Below are 15,881 nucleotides of genomic sequence, written 5' to 3' on the forward strand. Positions count from 1 at the left end.
CCACGATGACGCTCTCCCTCTCCGTTTCCGGTCTCAAGGTCGAGGGTGAGGGCGGCCGCCGCATCCTGGAGGCGGACGCGCTCGACGTCGCCGCAGGCACGGCGATCGCCATCCGCGGGCCATCAGGCGCCGGCAAATCCACGCTTCTCTTCGCCCTTGCAGGACTGGTGCCGATCGCCAAAGGCTCCGTGCGCTGGGGCGAGACGGAGATCTCCGCTTTGAAAGAGGACGGACGCGCCGCCTTCCGCCGCGCCCATATCGGCATGATCTTTCAGGATTTCCTTCTCTTCGAAGAGTTGAGCGCACAGGCGAATGCGAGCCTTGCCGGCGCCTATGTCCGCAAGCGGCGCCAAAATATCGGCGAAGGCGCGCGGGCAGCGCTCGAAAGGCTCGGCCTCAGCGGAGACGATGCGCGCACGGTTGCAACCTTCTCCGGCGGCGAACGTCAACGCGTTGCCGTGGCGCGTGCACTCGCCGCCGAACCCTCCATCATTCTCGCCGACGAACCGACGGCGAGCCTCGACCGGGCAGCGGCCGACGCGCTCGTCGACGACCTCATCCAGATGACGCGCGAGAGCGGACGCACCCTCATCGTCGCGAGCCATGACCTCAAAGTGCATCAGTCCGTCGACCGCCTCATCGACGTGGCCGATGGGTGCCTCGTAGGCGAGGCCCTCCGCGATGCTTGATGCCGCAACCGATTGGTGGAGCGAGCTTGCGCCCGGCATCCAGGACGCGCTCTTTTTCCTTCTCTTGCTTTCGCCTGCGATCCTCACCGGACTTGTCGTCGTCACAGGCTACAGGCCCTTCGCGCTGGTGCGCGCAATGCTGTGGCGCTTCCGCTGGACGAGCCTTCTCTTCGTTGTCCTGATCGGCGTTTCCGTCGGCATTGGCGTCGGCCTCATCGCCCAGGAGCGCGGCCTGCGGCAGGGAACGGCGCGCGCGGCGGACAAATTCGATCTCGTCGTCACGGCCCCCGGCAGCGAAGCGACGATGATGCTCGCCGCCGTCTATTTGCAGCCTTCCGACGTGCCGCTTCTCTCCGGCGAGGTCTACAACCGGATCGCCAACCACGACAATGTCAGCCTCGCTGCGCCGATCGCGTTCGGCGACAGCTTTGCGGGTGCGCCGGTCGTCGGGACGACGCCGGATTTCGTTTCGCATCTTTCCTCCGGCGCGCTCGCCGAAGGTCGGCTCTTTGCCGCGCACGAGGAGGCTGTCGTCGGCGCACGTGTCGATCTTGGTCTCGGCGACCATTTCACCCCGGCACATGGTGTCGGTCCGTCCGCCGAAGACCACGCCCATGAGGGCCATTCCTATGCCGTCGTCGGGCGGATGCCCCCGTCCGGCAGCCCGTGGGACAAAGCGATTCTGGTGCCGGTGGAAGCGGTCTGGGAGGTTCATAACCTTCCCCCCGGACATCGCCCCTCACTCGCCGAGCAGATCGGGCCGCCTTTCGACGCAGATTATTTCCCGGGCACGCCCGCCATTCTGGTGCGCGCCGATCAGCTCTGGGCGAATTATGCGCTGCGCTCCGAATTCACGACAGCCGAAACCATGGCCTTCTTTCCGGGTGCGGTCCTTGCCAGCCTGCACGCGCTCTTGGGTGATGTCCGCCAGATCCTCTCGGTGATGGCGATCGTGACGCAGGTCCTTGTCACGGCCGGCGTTCTCTCCGGGCTCATCATCTTGATGCGGCTGTTCGCACGTCGTCTCGCATTGTTGCGGGCGCTGGGCGCGCCGCGCCGCTTCGTCTTCGCCGTGGTGTGGTCCTATGCAGCTTTCCTGATCGGCGCGGGTGCTGTCCTCGGCGTCGCCATCGGCATCGCTGCCACCACCATCATCTCGCGGATCCTGACCGCCCAGACCGATATCCTGATCCGTGCGAGCCTCGGCTGGCCGGAATTCCATCTCGTCGCCGGTTTCGTCAGCCTGACGGTCCTGCTCGCTCTCGTCCCCGCCTTTATCACCCTCGCACGGCCGGTGGTGCACGACCTACGAGGGTGACATCTCATGAGGGAGTGCGGAAAATGCACAAGTTAAGTCTCGTGTCCCTTGCGGCAGCCTTTGCAGCCATCGGCCTCGCAGCTTCTCCCGCCACCGCACAAGAGAAGCACGGGCATGCGGAGGAAAGCGGGCACACAGAAAGCCATGACGACCACAGCCACCATGAGGCCGAGCTCCATGGCGTGCGTCTCGTCCATGCGTGGACACGCGCAACGAGCGGCACGAAAGCGCTCGTCTTCGTCGACATCCAAAACAAATCCGAGAAGAACGTCGTTCTCGAGGGCGGAGAGGCCGATATCGCCAAAACGGTTGAGCTGGTCGGCTTCCAGCTCAAGGACAGCCAACCGGACTATGTCGCGCTTCCCAAGATGCCGGTGACGGCCGGCGGCGAGGTCAAGCTCTCACCGAACGGCCTGGCACTGCGTCTCGACGGCCTCACGCAACATCTCCAGCAAGGCGACGAGTTCCAGATGGAATTCCGTTTCGACACAGGCCATGTCGACATGTTCGTGCAGGTCGAAGCGGAAGGCGCCATGCATCACAGCCATGTCGGGCATACGCACTGAAGGCTGCAAATTCGCGCCACGGATTACTGCTCCGCGGCGAGATACTGCACGATCTCTTCGCGAAACCCTGGATCGTCCCAAGCAGCCGAACCGCGGATCGTTCGTTCCAGCGCGCGATCATCGCCAAGAAAAACCGTCGCCGGATAGCCGAGCAGCCGAAAGGCCATGGCCGCATTGCCGTGGACGAGCTGCCAGCTCTGAAGGCTCTCAAGGCCAAGTCCGTTCACATAGAAATTTCTGACCCGTTCGAAGGGAAGATCATCGACGGAGACGACGAAGAGCCGGTCTCTCCGGTTCCGTTCCGCCAGGAAGGCCGCACACCTTGCAACGGCCGGCAGTTCATCGCGGCAGGGACCGCACCAGGTTGCCCAGAGATGCACGATGGCCGGCCCCTCCCCCAACAAATCCGGGAACGAGACGATGCGCCCGCGGCCGTCTGCGACAGCAAGACCCGTGAGATCTGGCACCCTTTCGGCCGACCGGGCAGTGCCGCCAAGGAGGACGGCACTCATGGCCAGAAACGTCCGGCGCGAGCACGCCGGCTTGCTCATTTCTCGGAAGCCGACAAAGCCGCGTCCTCGCCTTGGACGCCGCTCGGTTCAATGCGGCCGCGCCGCTGCAACCAGAGCGCCACCACCCAGACGAACGTCGCCCAGGCCGCCCCGATCGCCCACCCGGCAATGACGTCCGTCGGCCAGTGCACCCCGAGATAAACCCGTGAAAGGCCCACGAGGATCGTCAGGAGAACAGCGACGAAAAGCGCGTAGAGCTTGAGGCTCCTGCCCTTGCTGAAACGCATGACCAGCGCGCCGAGCGTCAAATAGACGGTCGCCGACATCGCAGCATGAGCACTCGGAAAGCTCGTCGTGAAGACCTCGGCCGAATGGGCGACCAGATCGGGGCGCGGGCGAGAAAAGCCGTATTTCAACGCGTTGACGACCACCGCGCCGCCGGCAAGCGAGGCGAAGACGAGAAACCCCGCATGGGGACGCTTTGTGAGGACGAGCCAGAAGATCACGGTCAAGGAGACGAAGACGAGACCGAAGGTCGAGCCGAAGCTCGTCACGTCGCGCATCGTCTCTTCGAACCACAACGGCCCCAGCGGATCGGCGTGATCGGCCGGATTGCGCATCGCCAGCATGACGAACATGTCGAAGGCGTGGGTCTCGCCTTCGACCACCTCGTCGGCGAGGGCGATGAAAGCCCAGACGGCACCGGCTCCGAGGCCGATCAGGAGGAGAAGCAGAAATTCCTGCCGGGCCCAGTGATGGCGCACGTGGTGAATGGTGCGCCGGGTCATGCTTAACAGCTGTTCGGGAAATGCCATGGGTCTTTCATAGGGGCCAAAAGATCGCGGGTCAGCGGCTCGATATGCGGCCTTTCAACGTTCGACCCGCCGTGAGGTTGCTGTTGATTTCCGCTTAGATTCCGTCGTTACCTGTCGCAAGCAGGCGAGGGCGTGGGGCCCGCGCTGCTCAAGTTCCCTCGTAAGGAGCGTATATGATCCTCAAAACCACCATCCGGGCGCTCGCACTGGGCGTCAGCATGGCCGCTATGGTAGTTGGCGCGGCTTCGGCCAAGACGCTTGTCTACTGCTCTGAAGGCTCACCCGCCGGCTTCGATCCCGGCCTCTACACCGCGGGCACCGATTTCGATGCCTCCTCCAAGTCGGTCTACAACCGCCTCGTCGAGTTCAAGAGCGGCACGACGGAAGTCGTTCCGGCTCTCGCCGAAAGCTGGGACGTGTCCGACGACGGCCTGGAATACACCTTCCATCTGCGCGAAGGCGTCAAGTTCCAGACCACGGACTTCTTCACGCCGACGCGCGAGTTCGATGCCGACGACGTAGTCTTCAGCTTCACCCGCATGCTCGATAAGGAAAGCCCGTGGTACAACTACGCTGGCGGTCAGTGGCAATATTTCGACGCCATGTCGATGCCCGACCTCCTGAAGAGCATCGAAAAGGTGGACGACCACACAGTCAAATTCGTGCTCACTCGGCCGGAGGCTCCGTTCATCGCCAATATGGCGATGGATTTCGCTTCGATCATGTCGAAGGAATACGCCGACCAGCTGCAGGCTGACGACAACATGCCGATGCTCAACCAGCAGCCGCTGGGCACCGGGCCGTTCCAGTTCGTCGCCTATCAGAAGGACGCGGTGATCCGCTACAAAGCCAATCCGGATTACTGGAAGGGCAAAGAGGCGATCGACGACCTCGTCTTCGCCATCACGCCCGACGCGGCGGTTCGCTACCAGAAGCTTCTCGCCAATGAGTGCCAGATCATGCCGTATCCGGCACCGGCCGACATCGAGGCGATGAAGTCGAACGACGACATCAACGTCATGGAGCAGAACGGGCTCAACGTCGCCTATCTCGCGTACAACACGCTGCAGGAGCCGTTCGACAAGCCGGAAGTGCGCAAAGCACTCAACATGGCGATCAACAAGAAGGCGATCATCGAAGCCGTCTTCCAGGGCTCCGGCTCAGTTGCGAAGAACCCGATCCCGCCGACGATGTGGGGCTACAACGACGACATCGAGGACGATCCTTACGATCCCGAAGCCGCCAAGAAGATGCTCGAAGACGCTGGCGTGACAGACCTCAAGATGAAGATCTGGGCGATGCCTGTGCAGCGGCCTTATATGCCGAACGCTCGCCGCGCCGCCGAACTCATCCAGTCGGACTATGCCGAAGTCGGCGTCGATGCGGAGATCATCTCCTTTGAATGGGGCGAGTATCTCAAGCGCGCTGCGGAGAAGGATCACGATGGTGCCATCATCCTCGGCTGGACCGGCGACAATGGTGACCCTGACAACTTCCTCGCAGTGCTTCTCGGCTGCGACGGTGTCGGCACATCGAACAACGTCGCGGAATATTGCGACGAGGATTTCGAGAGCCTGATCCAGGAGGCGAAGACGCTTTCAAGCCAGGAGGAGCGCGCCGACCTCTACAAAAAGGCGCAGGAAGTCTTCAAGAAAGACGCACCCTGGGCGACGCTCGCGCATTCGGTCGTTTACATGCCGATGCGCAACTCCGTCCAGAACTACAAGATGGACCCGCTCGGCTCGCATCGCTTTGATGGCGTTGACATCGCGGAATAATCAGTCCAACCGCTTTATCAAGGAGCCTCGCCGTCGTTCGGCGGGGCTTCAAATCATCGAGCCAACTCTCTGAGATATGCTGCGCTTCCTCTTCGTGCGCATCGGCCTGCTGGTGCCGACTTTCATCGGCATCACGATTGCCGCTTTCGGTTTTGTCCGCCTTTTGCCCGGCGACCCGGTCCTGCTTTTGGCCGGCGAGCATGGCGTGAGCCCGGAACGGCACGCAGAGCTCATGCATCAACTTGGCTTCGACCGGCCGATCTGGGTGCAGTATTTCGACTTTTTATGGTCGGTGCTGCAGGGAGATCTCGGCAGGTCGCTTGTCACTCACAGGCCTGTCCTGGCTGAATTTTCCACACTTTTTCCGGCAACGCTCGAGCTCTCCGTCTGCGCCATCATCATCGCCACCGTCATCGGCATTCCGATCGGCGTGATCGCTGCAATGAAGCGCGGGACTTGGGTCGACCAGACAGTGATGGGCGCCGCGCTCGTCGGCTATTCCATGCCGATCTTCTGGTGGGGCCTCCTGCTCATCATCTTCTTCTCCGGCGTGTTGCATTGGACGCCGGTGTCGGGGCGCATCTCGCTGCTCTACTATTTTCCCGCAAATACCGGTTTCATGCTGATCGACAGCCTGCTTTCGGGGCAAAAAGGCGCCTTCGTTTCGGCAGTTTCGCATCTCGTCTTGCCGGCGATCGTGCTTGCCACGATCCCACTTGCGGTGATCGCGCGCCAGACGCGCTCAGCCATGCTGGAAGTGCTCGGCGAAGATTATGTCCGCACTGCGCGCGCCAAGGGGCTTTCGCAAGCCCGGGTCGTGGGGCTGCACGCGCTGCGCAACGCACTGATCCCGGTGGTGACCACGATCGGCCTGCAGGTCGGCGTGATGATGGCCGGCGCAATTTTGACGGAAACTATCTTCTCCTGGCCGGGGGTCGGCAAATGGATGGTCGATTCCATTTTCCGGCGCGACTATCCGGCCGTGCAGGGCGGGCTTTTGATGATCGCGGTGATCATCATGTTCGTGAACCTCATCGTGGACCTGCTCTACGGGCTCATCAATCCCCGCATCCGGCATACGAGGTGACGCTATGAGCCGTATGGAAGCCGAAACGCAGGAGCTCGCAGCGGAATCGCCCCGCATGGCGATGTTGCGGGAATTCTGGGCCTATTTCAGCGAGAACCGCGGCGCCGTCATCGGCCTCGTCGTCTTCGTCGTGATCTGCCTCGTGGCGATTTTCGCCGATGTGATTGCGCCCCATTCGGCGAGCATGCAGTTTCGCGATTCGCTGCTCGTGCCGCCCGTCTGGCAAGAGGGTGGATCGTGGCAGTTCATCCTCGGAACGGACCCGGTCGGGCGCGACATTCTTTCGCGCCTCATCTATGGCAGCCGCTTTTCGTTGTTCGTCGGCTGCGTGGTGGTGGCTGGCGCGCTCGCAGTCGGCATCGTCGTCGGTCTGCTCGCCGGCTATTTCGGCGGCTGGTTCGACTCCCTCGTCATGCGGGTGATGGACATCATCCTCGCCTTTCCGAGCCTGCTTCTCGCCCTGGCGCTTGTGGCCATCCTCGGCCCGAGCCTGACGAACGCGATGATCGCCATCGCCATCGTGCAACAGCCGCATTACGTGCGCCTCACCCGCGCAGCGGTGATGTCGGAAAAGCAGCGCGACTACGTCACGGCGGCGCGTGTGGTGGGCGCAAGCCCGCTCAGGCTAATGGTCGTCACCATCCTGCCCAATTCGTTGTCGCCCCTTATCGTGCAGGCGGCTCTGTCGTTCTCCAACGCCATTCTCGATGCTGCAGCACTCGGCTTCCTCGGCATGGGCGCACAGCCGCCGACGCCCGAATGGGGTACGATGCTTGCCGAAGCGCGTGAGTTCATCCTGCGCGCCTGGTGGGTGGTGACCTTCCCGGGCCTTGCGATCCTCGTGACCGTGCTTGCGATCAACCTCGTCGGCGATGGGCTGCGCGACGCGCTCGACCCGAAGCTGAAGCGGAGCTGATGAGACGCCGTGAGCGATTGCGCCACTGACAAAACCGGGCGTTCCACGTCCCAACGCCAAGCTTGAACCACGATGCCCCTTCTTCACATCGAAAACCTCTCCGTCACGTTCCAGACCGCATCCGGTCCGTTCCGCGCCGTCGACAGCGTCGATTTCAGCGTGGACGCGGGCGAGCGGCTCGCGATCGTGGGGGAATCGGGCTCTGGCAAATCCGTCGCCATGCTCGCCGTCATGGGCCTTCTGCCTCCGACGGCGACCGTCACGGCGGATCACATGTCCTTCGACGGGCAGGATCTGCGCAGCCTGTCGAGGCGCGCCCGGCGCCGGGTGGTCGGCGGCGATATTGCCATGATCTTCCAAGAGCCGATGTCGAGCCTCAATCCGTGCTTCACGGTCGGCTTTCAGATCAACGAAGCGCTTTCGGCTCACACCGACCTCACCCGTTCGCAACGGCGCGAGCGGTCGGTCGAACTTCTGCGCTCCGTCGGCATCCCGGAGCCGGAACGCCGCCTGTCAGCCTTCCCGCACCAGCTGTCCGGCGGCATGAGCCAGCGTGTGATGATCGCCATGGCGACCGCCTGCCAGCCGCGGCTTCTGATCGCCGACGAGCCGACCACTGCTCTCGACGTGACCATTCAGGCGCAGATCCTCGACCTCCTCGTCGATCTGCAGAAAGAGCACGGCATGGCGCTCATCCTCATCACGCACGACATGGGCGTGGTGGCGGAGACGGCTCAGCGCGTCGTCGTGCAATATGCCGGTCAGCAGGTGGAGCGTCAGGAGGTCATCGGTCTCTTCGATGCGCCGCATCATCCTTATACCTCGGCGCTTCTCGACGCACTTCCCGACCGTGCGACGGGTGACCGGCTCCCCGCCATCCGGGGCGTCGTGCCGGGTCAAGGCGACCGGCCGAACGGCTGCCTGTTCAATCCGCGCTGCCCCCATGCCGACGACACATGCCGTACCGTCGTACCTCCGCGGCAGCCGCCGGCCCTCGGCGAGGCCTTGTGCCATTATCCTCTCAACCGTGCGGAGCAGGCGGCATGACGACGATCATCGAAGCGGCGAACCTGTCGCGCGTCTATGAAGTCCGGCGCGGCCTGTTTGCAGAGCCCGGCAAAGTGCGGGCGCTGACGGAAGCGAGCTTCTCGGTCACGGCCGGCACGACGCTCGCCGTGGTCGGCGAATCGGGCTGCGGCAAGTCGACGCTTGCGCGGCTCCTCACCATGATCGAGCCCCCCTCCGACGGTGAGCTCGTGATCGACGGGCACGATGTGGGCAAATCCGGGCATAGCGATCTCGCTGCCCTGCGCAAGACGGTACAGATCGTCTTTCAGAACCCCTACGGCTCGCTCAATCCGCGCCAGAAGATCGGCTCCATTCTGGAAGAGCCGCTTCTCATCAACACGGACATGCCGGGCAAGGAGCGGCGCGAAAAGGCGGCGGACATGCTGCAACGCGTCGGCCTGCGGCCAGAGCATTACAGCCGCTACCCGCACATGTTCTCCGGCGGGCAGCGGCAGCGCATCGCGATTGCCCGCGCGCTCATGCTCGACCCGAAGATCCTCGTCCTCGACGAGCCGGTCTCCGCGCTCGACGTTTCTATTCAGGCGCAGGTTCTCAATATCCTGGCCGATCTGCAGGAAGAGCTCGGCCTTACCTACATCTTCATCAGCCACGATCTCTCGGTCGTGCGCTTCGTCGCCGACGAGGTGATGGTGATGTATCTCGGCCGGCCGGTGGAGATCGCACCGGTGGAAACCGTCTTCGAGCAGCCGCTGCACCCTTATACGGTGGCGCTGTTGTCGGCGACGCCTGTCGCCGATCCGCGACGACCGCGTCAGAACATCAAGCTCGAAGGCGAACTCCCCTCCCCGTTCAACCCGCCATCCGGCTGCCCCTTCCATCCGCGCTGCCGCTACGCCCGGGAAAAATGCGCCGAGATCAGGCCGGAATTGACGCTGCACGGGCCGACGAAGGTCGCCTGCCACGGCATCGACGAAGGCTGGATCGACTATACAGCCGTCCCGCCGGGAGGCGGAAAAGTGCCGATGCCGGAACATGGTGGAACCGCGCCTTCAGAACGGGACGAGAGCGCCATCAAATCTCCGGAGACCGGCGGCCCGCTCTGAACCGGCCGAGCCTTTTTCAGGCTTCGGCAGCTTAAGAACTCGGTGGCTCTGGCCTCGGCAACGGGCCGAAGCGTTCCTCTTCCTCGTCTTCGGGGGCCGGCTCGACCTCGATCGTGCCCTGCAACACACCGTCGAGGTCACGCAGGAAGTCCTTGATGCGGCGCGCGTTCTTGCCAAGATCGTGGCGTCCGAAGCGTGAGGCGGAACGCATATCGACGATCGTGCCGTCGATGTCGCCATCGGTCGTGGGCGCGATACGGATCACCACATCATCGGGAAAAGCAAAGAGGATGGTGCGGGCCACCGCCTCAATCGTCGCGATGCCTTCGCCTTCGATCGGATCCAGGCTTTCTTCGACTTTCCACCCGCGATCCTTCACGACAGCCTGCGCGGCGGCAAACACCCGCTCCACCGAAAGCGGATAAAAGCGCGCGGCAAGCCGCGGATAAGTGGTCGCCTGGCGCTGCGCATCGGCCAAAGAGATCGCCTCATGGGGATGCGCCCAGAAGCGTGGCGGATCGTCCACATCCGTGGTCAAGTCGTTGAGCGGCGGATAGATGACCAGCGCCACCATGGCGAGGCCGAAGAGCACGAGGGCGGGCGCGGCGAAGAAAAGCGCCGCGAAGGCCTCTCCCGCGCCCTCGTCGCTCGCGTTCCAGATGCGGACCAGCGCAAACACGGCAAGCGCGAAGGCGACGAGCGCCAGGCCGTAGCCGAGCGCAACGGTCGGAGCGACGGCTTCCGTGGGCATCAAGCCGAAGCGGTTGCCAAGCGCCGTCAGGACCAGAACCGGCAGCGACAAGACAGCGAGCCTGCGCGCCCACCTTGCAGATCGGGAATGTCGGATCGGCGGACGCGCAGCCACTTATCGTCTTTTCCTAGGCTTCGACGGCTGGGCGGTAATCGCGGAATTGGTCGCGCAGCGCCATCTTCTGAATCTTGCCGGTTGCCGTATGTGGAATTTCCTCAACGAAGGCAACATCGTCAGGTGCCGCCCACTTGGCCACCCTCTGACGAACGAAGTCAAGAATCTCCTCCCTCTTGGGTCGCACATCCTTCTTCGGCACGATGATGAGGAGAGGCCGCTCGCCCCATTTCTCGTTGGCGACGCCAATGACCGCGGCTTCGGCAACATCAGGATGGGCGACCGCAGCATTTTCAAGCTCGATCGACGAGATCCATTCGCCGCCCGATTTGATCACGTCCTTGGAGCGGTCGGTGATCTGCATATAGCCGTAGGGATCGATATGGGCGACATCGCCCGTGTCGAAGAAGCCGTCCTCGTCGAGAAGCGGACCGCCCTCCCCTTTGAAGTAGGCTTTTGCGACGGCGGGGCCCCGGACCTTCAGACGTCCAAAAGTCTTGCCGTCCCAGGGCAACGGCTCGCCGGCATCGTCGGTCACCTTCATCTCGACCGTGAAGGGCGGATGCCCTTGCTTCTGCAGCACGTCGAGACGCGCCTCGCCTTTGAGCCCCTGATATTCCGGCGTCAACGTGCACACCGTCCCGAGCGGGCTCGTCTCCGTCATGCCCCAGGCGTGAATGACGTCGACATCGTAATTGTTCTGGAATTTTTCGATGACTGCGCGGGGGCAGGCAGAACCACCGATGACCACGCGCTCAAGATGCGGAAGCTTGCTGCCGGTCTCTTCCAGATAAGACAGAAGCATCAGCCATACGGTCGGCACGGCGGCCGTTACCGTCACCTTCTCCTCGTCGAGGAGCTGATAGATGGAAGCGCCGTCCATTTTCGGCCCGGGCATCACGATTCCGGCGCCCACCATCGGGGCCGCAAAGCAGATCGCCCAGCAATTGGCATGAAACATCGGCACGACCGGCATGATCCGGTCACTGCTCGACAAATCGATCATGTCGGGAAGGCTCGCGACCATCGCGTGCAGCACGTTGGAGCGGTGCGAATAGATGACACCCTTGGGCACACCCGTCGTGCCGGAGGTGTAGCACATGCCGGCGGCGGTGTTCTCATCGAAGCTCTCCCAGGCGAAATCCCCATCCGCCTCGTCGAGCCATTCGTCGTAAGGGACGAGATCGAGCGAGGAAGATGGCAGGTGCGCCCGATCGCTCATCACGATCACCTTTTCCAGGGTGGGCAGAGCATCCTTCAGTTTCTCGACAAGCGGCACGAAGGTGAGATCGGTGAAGAGAAGCCGGTCTTCCGCGTGATTGATGATGTAGGTGATCTGCTCGGCAAAGAGGCGCGGATTGACTGTATGGCAGATCGCGCCGATGCCCATCACGCCGTACCAGACTTCGAGGTGGCGCATCGTGTTCCAGCCGAGCGTCGCCACCCGGTCTCCGAGACGGATGCCATGGGTCGTCAGCTGCTGCGACAGCTTCAGCGCCCTTCGCCGGATCTCACGGTAATTTGTGCGGTGGATCTCGCCTTCGACGAGCCGCGACACCACCTCGCGGTCGCCATGATAGGTTGCGGCATGATCGAGGATGCGATGGCAGTTCAAGGGCCAGTCTTGCATGAGACCGTGCATGTTGTTCCTCCCTCTCGCCTTTCGGCGTTATGTCATCGCCCAGCACAATTGAGCGCTGCAGCGTGAGCCTATTGTCACTCGGCTCGCAAAAAGCCGCAATCGCGTCGAACTCTTTCCCAAGACACGCGTTAGGCGCTTCGTATGGCTCAAGAAAATCTCACCGGCATCGAAGCCGGCAACGGCAAAGACAAACGCGAAGACAGTTTCTCTCTGCCGCAGTTGGATTTCGAGATGGCTCTCGATATGGCCGATGGCGACACGGCCTCGTGGGTCGACCTCGTGCGCCACGCGGCCGAGACCTCGGGCGGCGATCTTCTGTTCGTGCTGCCGAGTTTTTCCGGCGACGGAGAGGCCACGGAGAAGGCAATGGTGCGTCTGCCCGACGGGGAGAGCGATGTGCTCATCGCCGTCAGCCACGACGACGAGGGCTTCCATTATGAAGCCGAGGCGGCGATCGACGAGGAATTGAAGGATTTCGCGCACGCCTCGATTGACGTTCTGAGACGCATGCAATCCGACGCTCAGATCGTTACGCCTCTTGCGGAAACCGAGAACTAAAACAAAGTGTTGCGCGAAGCGCCGCAGGTGGCGATTTCGGATTGCCGTTAAGAGCCCTTTAAGTCTACGAGGCCCACACTTTCAACACCGCAACTGCGGAATGGACCTTCAAGATGCACGACCGAAAAGAGACGGCTTTCCAGTCGCAACATCACGATCAACAAGTCGCAGAGCGGCTTCGTCAGCGCTATCAGCAGATCGGCATTCCGGCCGTTCGGGCTGCTGCCACGATGAAGAGCACTCAGGCCAAGGCTGCGCAGAAGCGCTAATCAGGCCAGCCACCGCTCCAAGCGGCTCAGCCCTTCCTGCATCGCCTCCTCCGCACCTGCGAAGGAGAAGCGCATGGTCAGGTGGCCGCGCGCCGGATCGAAATCGGCGCCGGGCGTGGCAGCGACGCCTCCCTCTTCCAACATGCGGCGGGCAAAGCTCGTCGAATCGTTGGTGAAGCGGGCGACGGAGGCGTAGACGTAGAAGGCGCCGTCGGCCGGCGGGATCGCCTCAAAGCCGAGTTTCGGCATCCGCTCCAGAAGAAGCGCACGATTGCGTGCGTAACCGGCCTTGATCGCTTCGAGTTCCGGCGTGCAGTCGAAGGCGGCAATCGCCGCGCGCTGCGACAGATCCGGCACGGAAATGTAGAGCGACTGCGCCAGACACTCCATCGGTCGCACGAGATATTCGGGCAGCACCATCCAGCCGATGCGCCAGCCGGTCATGCAATAGTATTTCGAGAACGAATTGATCACGATCGCTTCGTCGGAGAATTTGAGCGCCGTTTCCGCGCGGCCGGCGAAATCGAGGCCGTGATAGATCTCGTCAGAAATGAACCGGATGCCGAGCTCGTTGCAGGTGACGATCAGCGCCTCAAGCTCCTCAGGCGACGTCATGGTGCCGGTCGGATTGGCCGGACTTGCGATCAAAAGGCCGGAAAGCGGCGTTTCGCGATGTGCCCGGCGCAAATGGTCGGGCGTCAAAACCCAGTGCGTATCGGGGCCGACCGGGATCTCGACTGCCTCGAGCCCGAGCACTGAGAGAATATTGCGGTAGGCTGGATAGCCGGGCGCCGCCATGGCGATGCGTGCTCCGGCATCGAAAACGCCGAGGAAGGCGAGCATGAAGCCGGCCGATGAGCCCGTCGTCACGGCCACCCGTTCCGGATCGAGGTCGATGCCGTAAGCGTCACCGTAATGGCGGGCAATCCGCTGCCTCAACGCGCGAACGCCGAGCGCTTCTGTGTAGCCGAGACGTCCGTCCTGCAGGGCCAGGCGGGCAGCTTCGAGGACCCCCGCAGGTGCCGGCGCGCCGGGCTGACCAACTTCCATGTGAACGATGTTGCGGCCTTCGCTCTCAAGTTTCGCGGCGGCGGAGAGCACATCCATTGCGATGAACGGTTCCACCGCGCTGCGCAGGGACGGTTTGCGTGGAAACACGCGTCCTCCTGCGTCACTTGCACGCCACATTGTTTGCCCTTTGTCGATGCTAGTCTTGGACCAAGCCTGAGAACGATTGACCGGCCGTTCCGCAATTCCTAGCGTGAAGTTGCATCCGTGAACAGCATCACCGGCCATCTGCGTCCCTCTTTCAGCGCCATGCCATCCATCTTCCTGCGCCGCTTCCGCCACACCGCAAAGGCCGTCTTCAGTCTCGGCCTCGCCGCAAGCCTCGCCTTCGCCGCGCAGCCCGAGACCGCGTCGGCACAGCAGCGGCCGATGAAGATCATCCGTGACGCGGAGATCGAGGCGCTTTTGATGGATTATGCGCGGCCGATCTTTCGGGCGGCCGGCATCGGCTCCTCAGGCGCACAGATCGTCATCATCGACAACCGCGAATTCAACGCCTTCGTGGCGAGCGGACGGCGCATGTACATCAATTCGGGCGCGCTTTTGGAGGCGGAGACGCCGAACGAGATCATCGGCGTGATTGCCCACGAGACCGGTCATCTCGCGGGCGGGCATCTGCAGAATTTGCGCAACGAAATGGCACGCGCCCAGGCGATCGGCGCCCTCGCCTCGATCTTAAGCGCCGGAGCGATGGTGGCCGGCGCAGCCGCCGGCTCCAGCGGCGTCGGACGCGGGGGCGCGGCAGCCATGACGGTCGGACCGGGCATGGCCATGCGCTCCGTCCTCAGCTATCGGCGCGCGCAGGAAATCTCCGCCGACCGGGCGGCGCTCACCTATCTCAATTCCACCCATCAATCGGCGAAGGGGATGATCAAAACCTTTCGCCGCTTCGCCGACCAGTCGCTGTTTTCCGCGCAATATGTCGATCCCTACGTGCAATCGCACCCGATGCCGGCAGAACGCATCGCGCAGCTGGAGACGATTGCCGCCAAGAGCCAGTATTGGGATGCGAAGGATCCCCCTTCGCTGCAGCTTCGTCACGACATGATGCGGGCGAAGCTCTCCGGCTACACGGAATCGCCGGCGCGGGTGGAGCAGCGCTTTCCGCGCTCACAGAAGACCCTGCCTTCGGCCTACGCCCATGCGATCCTCGCCTATCGCACGGGCGGCGTGCGCAATGCGCTCGGCCAGATCGACGCCCTCATCAAAAGCGATCCGAACAATCCCTATTTCCACGAATTGAAAGGTCAGGCGCTTTTGGAATCCGGCAAGGCCGACGCCGCCGTCGCGCCGTTGCGGCAAGCCTATGCGCTGGCGCCGGATGCCGGCCTCATCCGCATCCTGCTCGGCCATGCGATCTTGGAGACCGGCCGCGACGCCCTTCTCGGTGAAGCGATCGGACATTTGCGGGCGGGCGTCACGAGCGAGCCGCTTTCCGCGCTGGGATATCGCTATCTCGCCATGGCCTATGCTCGTCAGGGCCGTATCCCGCAGGCTGAACTTGCCACCGCCAACGGCCTCCTCATTGACGGCGACGTCAGGACAGCGCAGAGCTACGCCAAACGGGTTCAAGCGAAGGTGAAGCGCGGCTCGCCGGAATGGCTGCAGGCCGATGACATTCTCACCTATAAGCCGCCTGACACCCAACGCTAAGTCCTGATGGAAC

The 15,881-nt window shown here is 62.9% G+C and carries 15 protein-coding genes and 1 pseudogene; 11 read left to right on the plus strand and 5 right to left on the minus strand.

Features of this window, described 5'->3' with window-relative positions:
- Window positions 1-5 precede the first annotated feature (5 nt).
- Genes J2R99_RS02655 through J2R99_RS02665 form a run of 3 tightly spaced genes read left to right on the plus strand, consistent with a single transcriptional unit; the run spans window position 6 to window position 2,573 of the window.
- Complete coding sequence (locus J2R99_RS02655; protein WP_307152945.1) at window positions 6-689, plus strand: ABC transporter ATP-binding protein; 684 nt, start codon at window positions 6-8, stop codon at window positions 687-689.
- Window positions 682-2,007, plus strand: a complete 1,326-nt coding sequence (locus tag J2R99_RS02660; protein WP_307152946.1) for an FtsX-like permease family protein — start codon at window positions 682-684, stop codon at window positions 2,005-2,007. Before J2R99_RS02655 ends, J2R99_RS02660 begins: the two co-directional genes overlap by 8 nt.
- 23 nt (window positions 2,008-2,030) lie before the next feature.
- Window positions 2,031-2,573, plus strand: coding sequence for a copper chaperone PCu(A)C (locus J2R99_RS02665; RefSeq protein WP_307152947.1), 543 nt, complete (start codon window positions 2,031-2,033; stop codon window positions 2,571-2,573).
- 23 nt (window positions 2,574-2,596) lie between these two features.
- Here the strand turns inward: J2R99_RS02665 and J2R99_RS02670 are convergent, their stop codons facing one another.
- The gene (locus J2R99_RS02670; protein ID WP_307152948.1) at window positions 2,597-3,085 is read right to left on the minus strand and encodes a TlpA family protein disulfide reductase; all 489 of its coding nucleotides are present in this window, start codon (window positions 3,083-3,085) and stop codon (window positions 2,597-2,599) included.
- Between the two features lie 35 nt (window positions 3,086-3,120).
- Entirely contained in the window at window positions 3,121-3,900 is a 780-nt protein-coding gene (locus J2R99_RS02675) for a phosphatase PAP2 family protein (RefSeq protein WP_307152949.1), read from the minus strand.
- Window positions 3,901-4,073: 173 nt separating this feature from the next.
- On the opposite strand from J2R99_RS02675, the gene J2R99_RS02680 reads away from it, so the two are divergent.
- The 5 genes and pseudogenes from J2R99_RS02680 to J2R99_RS02700 form a co-directional block, all read left to right on the plus strand.
- Window positions 4,074-5,678 carry an ABC transporter substrate-binding protein gene (locus tag J2R99_RS02680; protein ID WP_307152950.1) on the plus strand — a complete coding sequence of 535 codons (1,605 nt, stop codon included), beginning with the start codon at window positions 4,074-4,076 and terminating at the stop codon, window positions 5,676-5,678.
- 76 nt (window positions 5,679-5,754) lie between these two features.
- Entirely contained in the window at window positions 5,755-6,765 is a 1,011-nt protein-coding gene (locus J2R99_RS02685; RefSeq protein ID WP_307152951.1) for an ABC transporter permease subunit, read from the plus strand.
- A 13-nt stretch (window positions 6,766-6,778) separates the two neighbouring features.
- Window positions 6,779-7,681 (plus strand): ABC transporter permease subunit, encoded by a 903-nt coding sequence (locus J2R99_RS02690; protein WP_370872319.1) that lies wholly within the window; start codon window positions 6,779-6,781, stop codon window positions 7,679-7,681.
- A 72-nt stretch (window positions 7,682-7,753) separates the two neighbouring features.
- Window positions 7,754-8,728 (plus strand): ABC transporter ATP-binding protein, encoded by a 975-nt coding sequence (locus tag J2R99_RS02695; protein WP_307152953.1) that lies wholly within the window; start codon window positions 7,754-7,756, stop codon window positions 8,726-8,728.
- Window positions 8,725-9,672, plus strand: a pseudogene (locus J2R99_RS02700) (dipeptide ABC transporter ATP-binding protein); the annotation flags it as partial. The gene J2R99_RS02695 and the pseudogene J2R99_RS02700, both read left to right, overlap by 4 nt.
- A gap of 172 nt (window positions 9,673-9,844) precedes the next feature.
- Here the strand turns inward: J2R99_RS02700 and J2R99_RS02705 are convergent.
- The gene (locus J2R99_RS02705; RefSeq protein WP_307152954.1) at window positions 9,845-10,678 is read right to left on the minus strand and encodes a DUF1499 domain-containing protein; all 834 of its coding nucleotides are present in this window, start codon (window positions 10,676-10,678) and stop codon (window positions 9,845-9,847) included.
- Between the two features lie 13 nt (window positions 10,679-10,691).
- Window positions 10,692-12,320, minus strand: coding sequence for a long-chain-fatty-acid--CoA ligase (locus J2R99_RS02710; RefSeq protein WP_307152955.1), 1,629 nt, complete (start codon window positions 12,318-12,320; stop codon window positions 10,692-10,694).
- Between the two features lie 141 nt (window positions 12,321-12,461).
- On the opposite strand from J2R99_RS02710, the gene J2R99_RS02715 reads away from it, so the two are divergent.
- Both J2R99_RS02715 and J2R99_RS02720 read left to right on the plus strand, forming a co-directional pair.
- Window positions 12,462-12,878, plus strand: a complete 417-nt coding sequence (locus J2R99_RS02715; protein WP_307152956.1) for a hypothetical protein — start codon at window positions 12,462-12,464, stop codon at window positions 12,876-12,878.
- Window positions 12,879-12,991: 113 nt separating this feature from the next.
- Complete coding sequence (locus J2R99_RS02720; protein ID WP_307152957.1) at window positions 12,992-13,147, plus strand: hypothetical protein; 156 nt, start codon at window positions 12,992-12,994, stop codon at window positions 13,145-13,147.
- Here the strand turns inward: J2R99_RS02720 and J2R99_RS02725 are convergent, their stop codons facing one another.
- Window positions 13,148-14,254: a pyridoxal phosphate-dependent aminotransferase gene (locus J2R99_RS02725; protein ID WP_307154120.1), complete on the minus strand. Its 1,107-nt coding sequence runs from the start codon at window positions 14,252-14,254 to the stop codon at window positions 13,148-13,150.
- 168 nt (window positions 14,255-14,422) lie between these two features.
- Here J2R99_RS02725 and J2R99_RS02730 point away from each other — a divergent pair, with 168 nt between their 5' ends.
- A complete protein-coding gene (locus J2R99_RS02730; protein WP_307152958.1) occupies window positions 14,423-15,868 on the plus strand; it encodes a M48 family metalloprotease in 1,446 nt (481 codons plus the stop codon).
- The last annotated feature ends 13 nt before the right edge of the window (window positions 15,869-15,881 follow it).

It is taken from the genome of Rhodopseudomonas julia (genome assembly GCF_030813515.1).
GTDB classification, from domain to species: Bacteria; Pseudomonadota; Alphaproteobacteria; order Rhizobiales; family Afifellaceae; genus Afifella; species Afifella julia.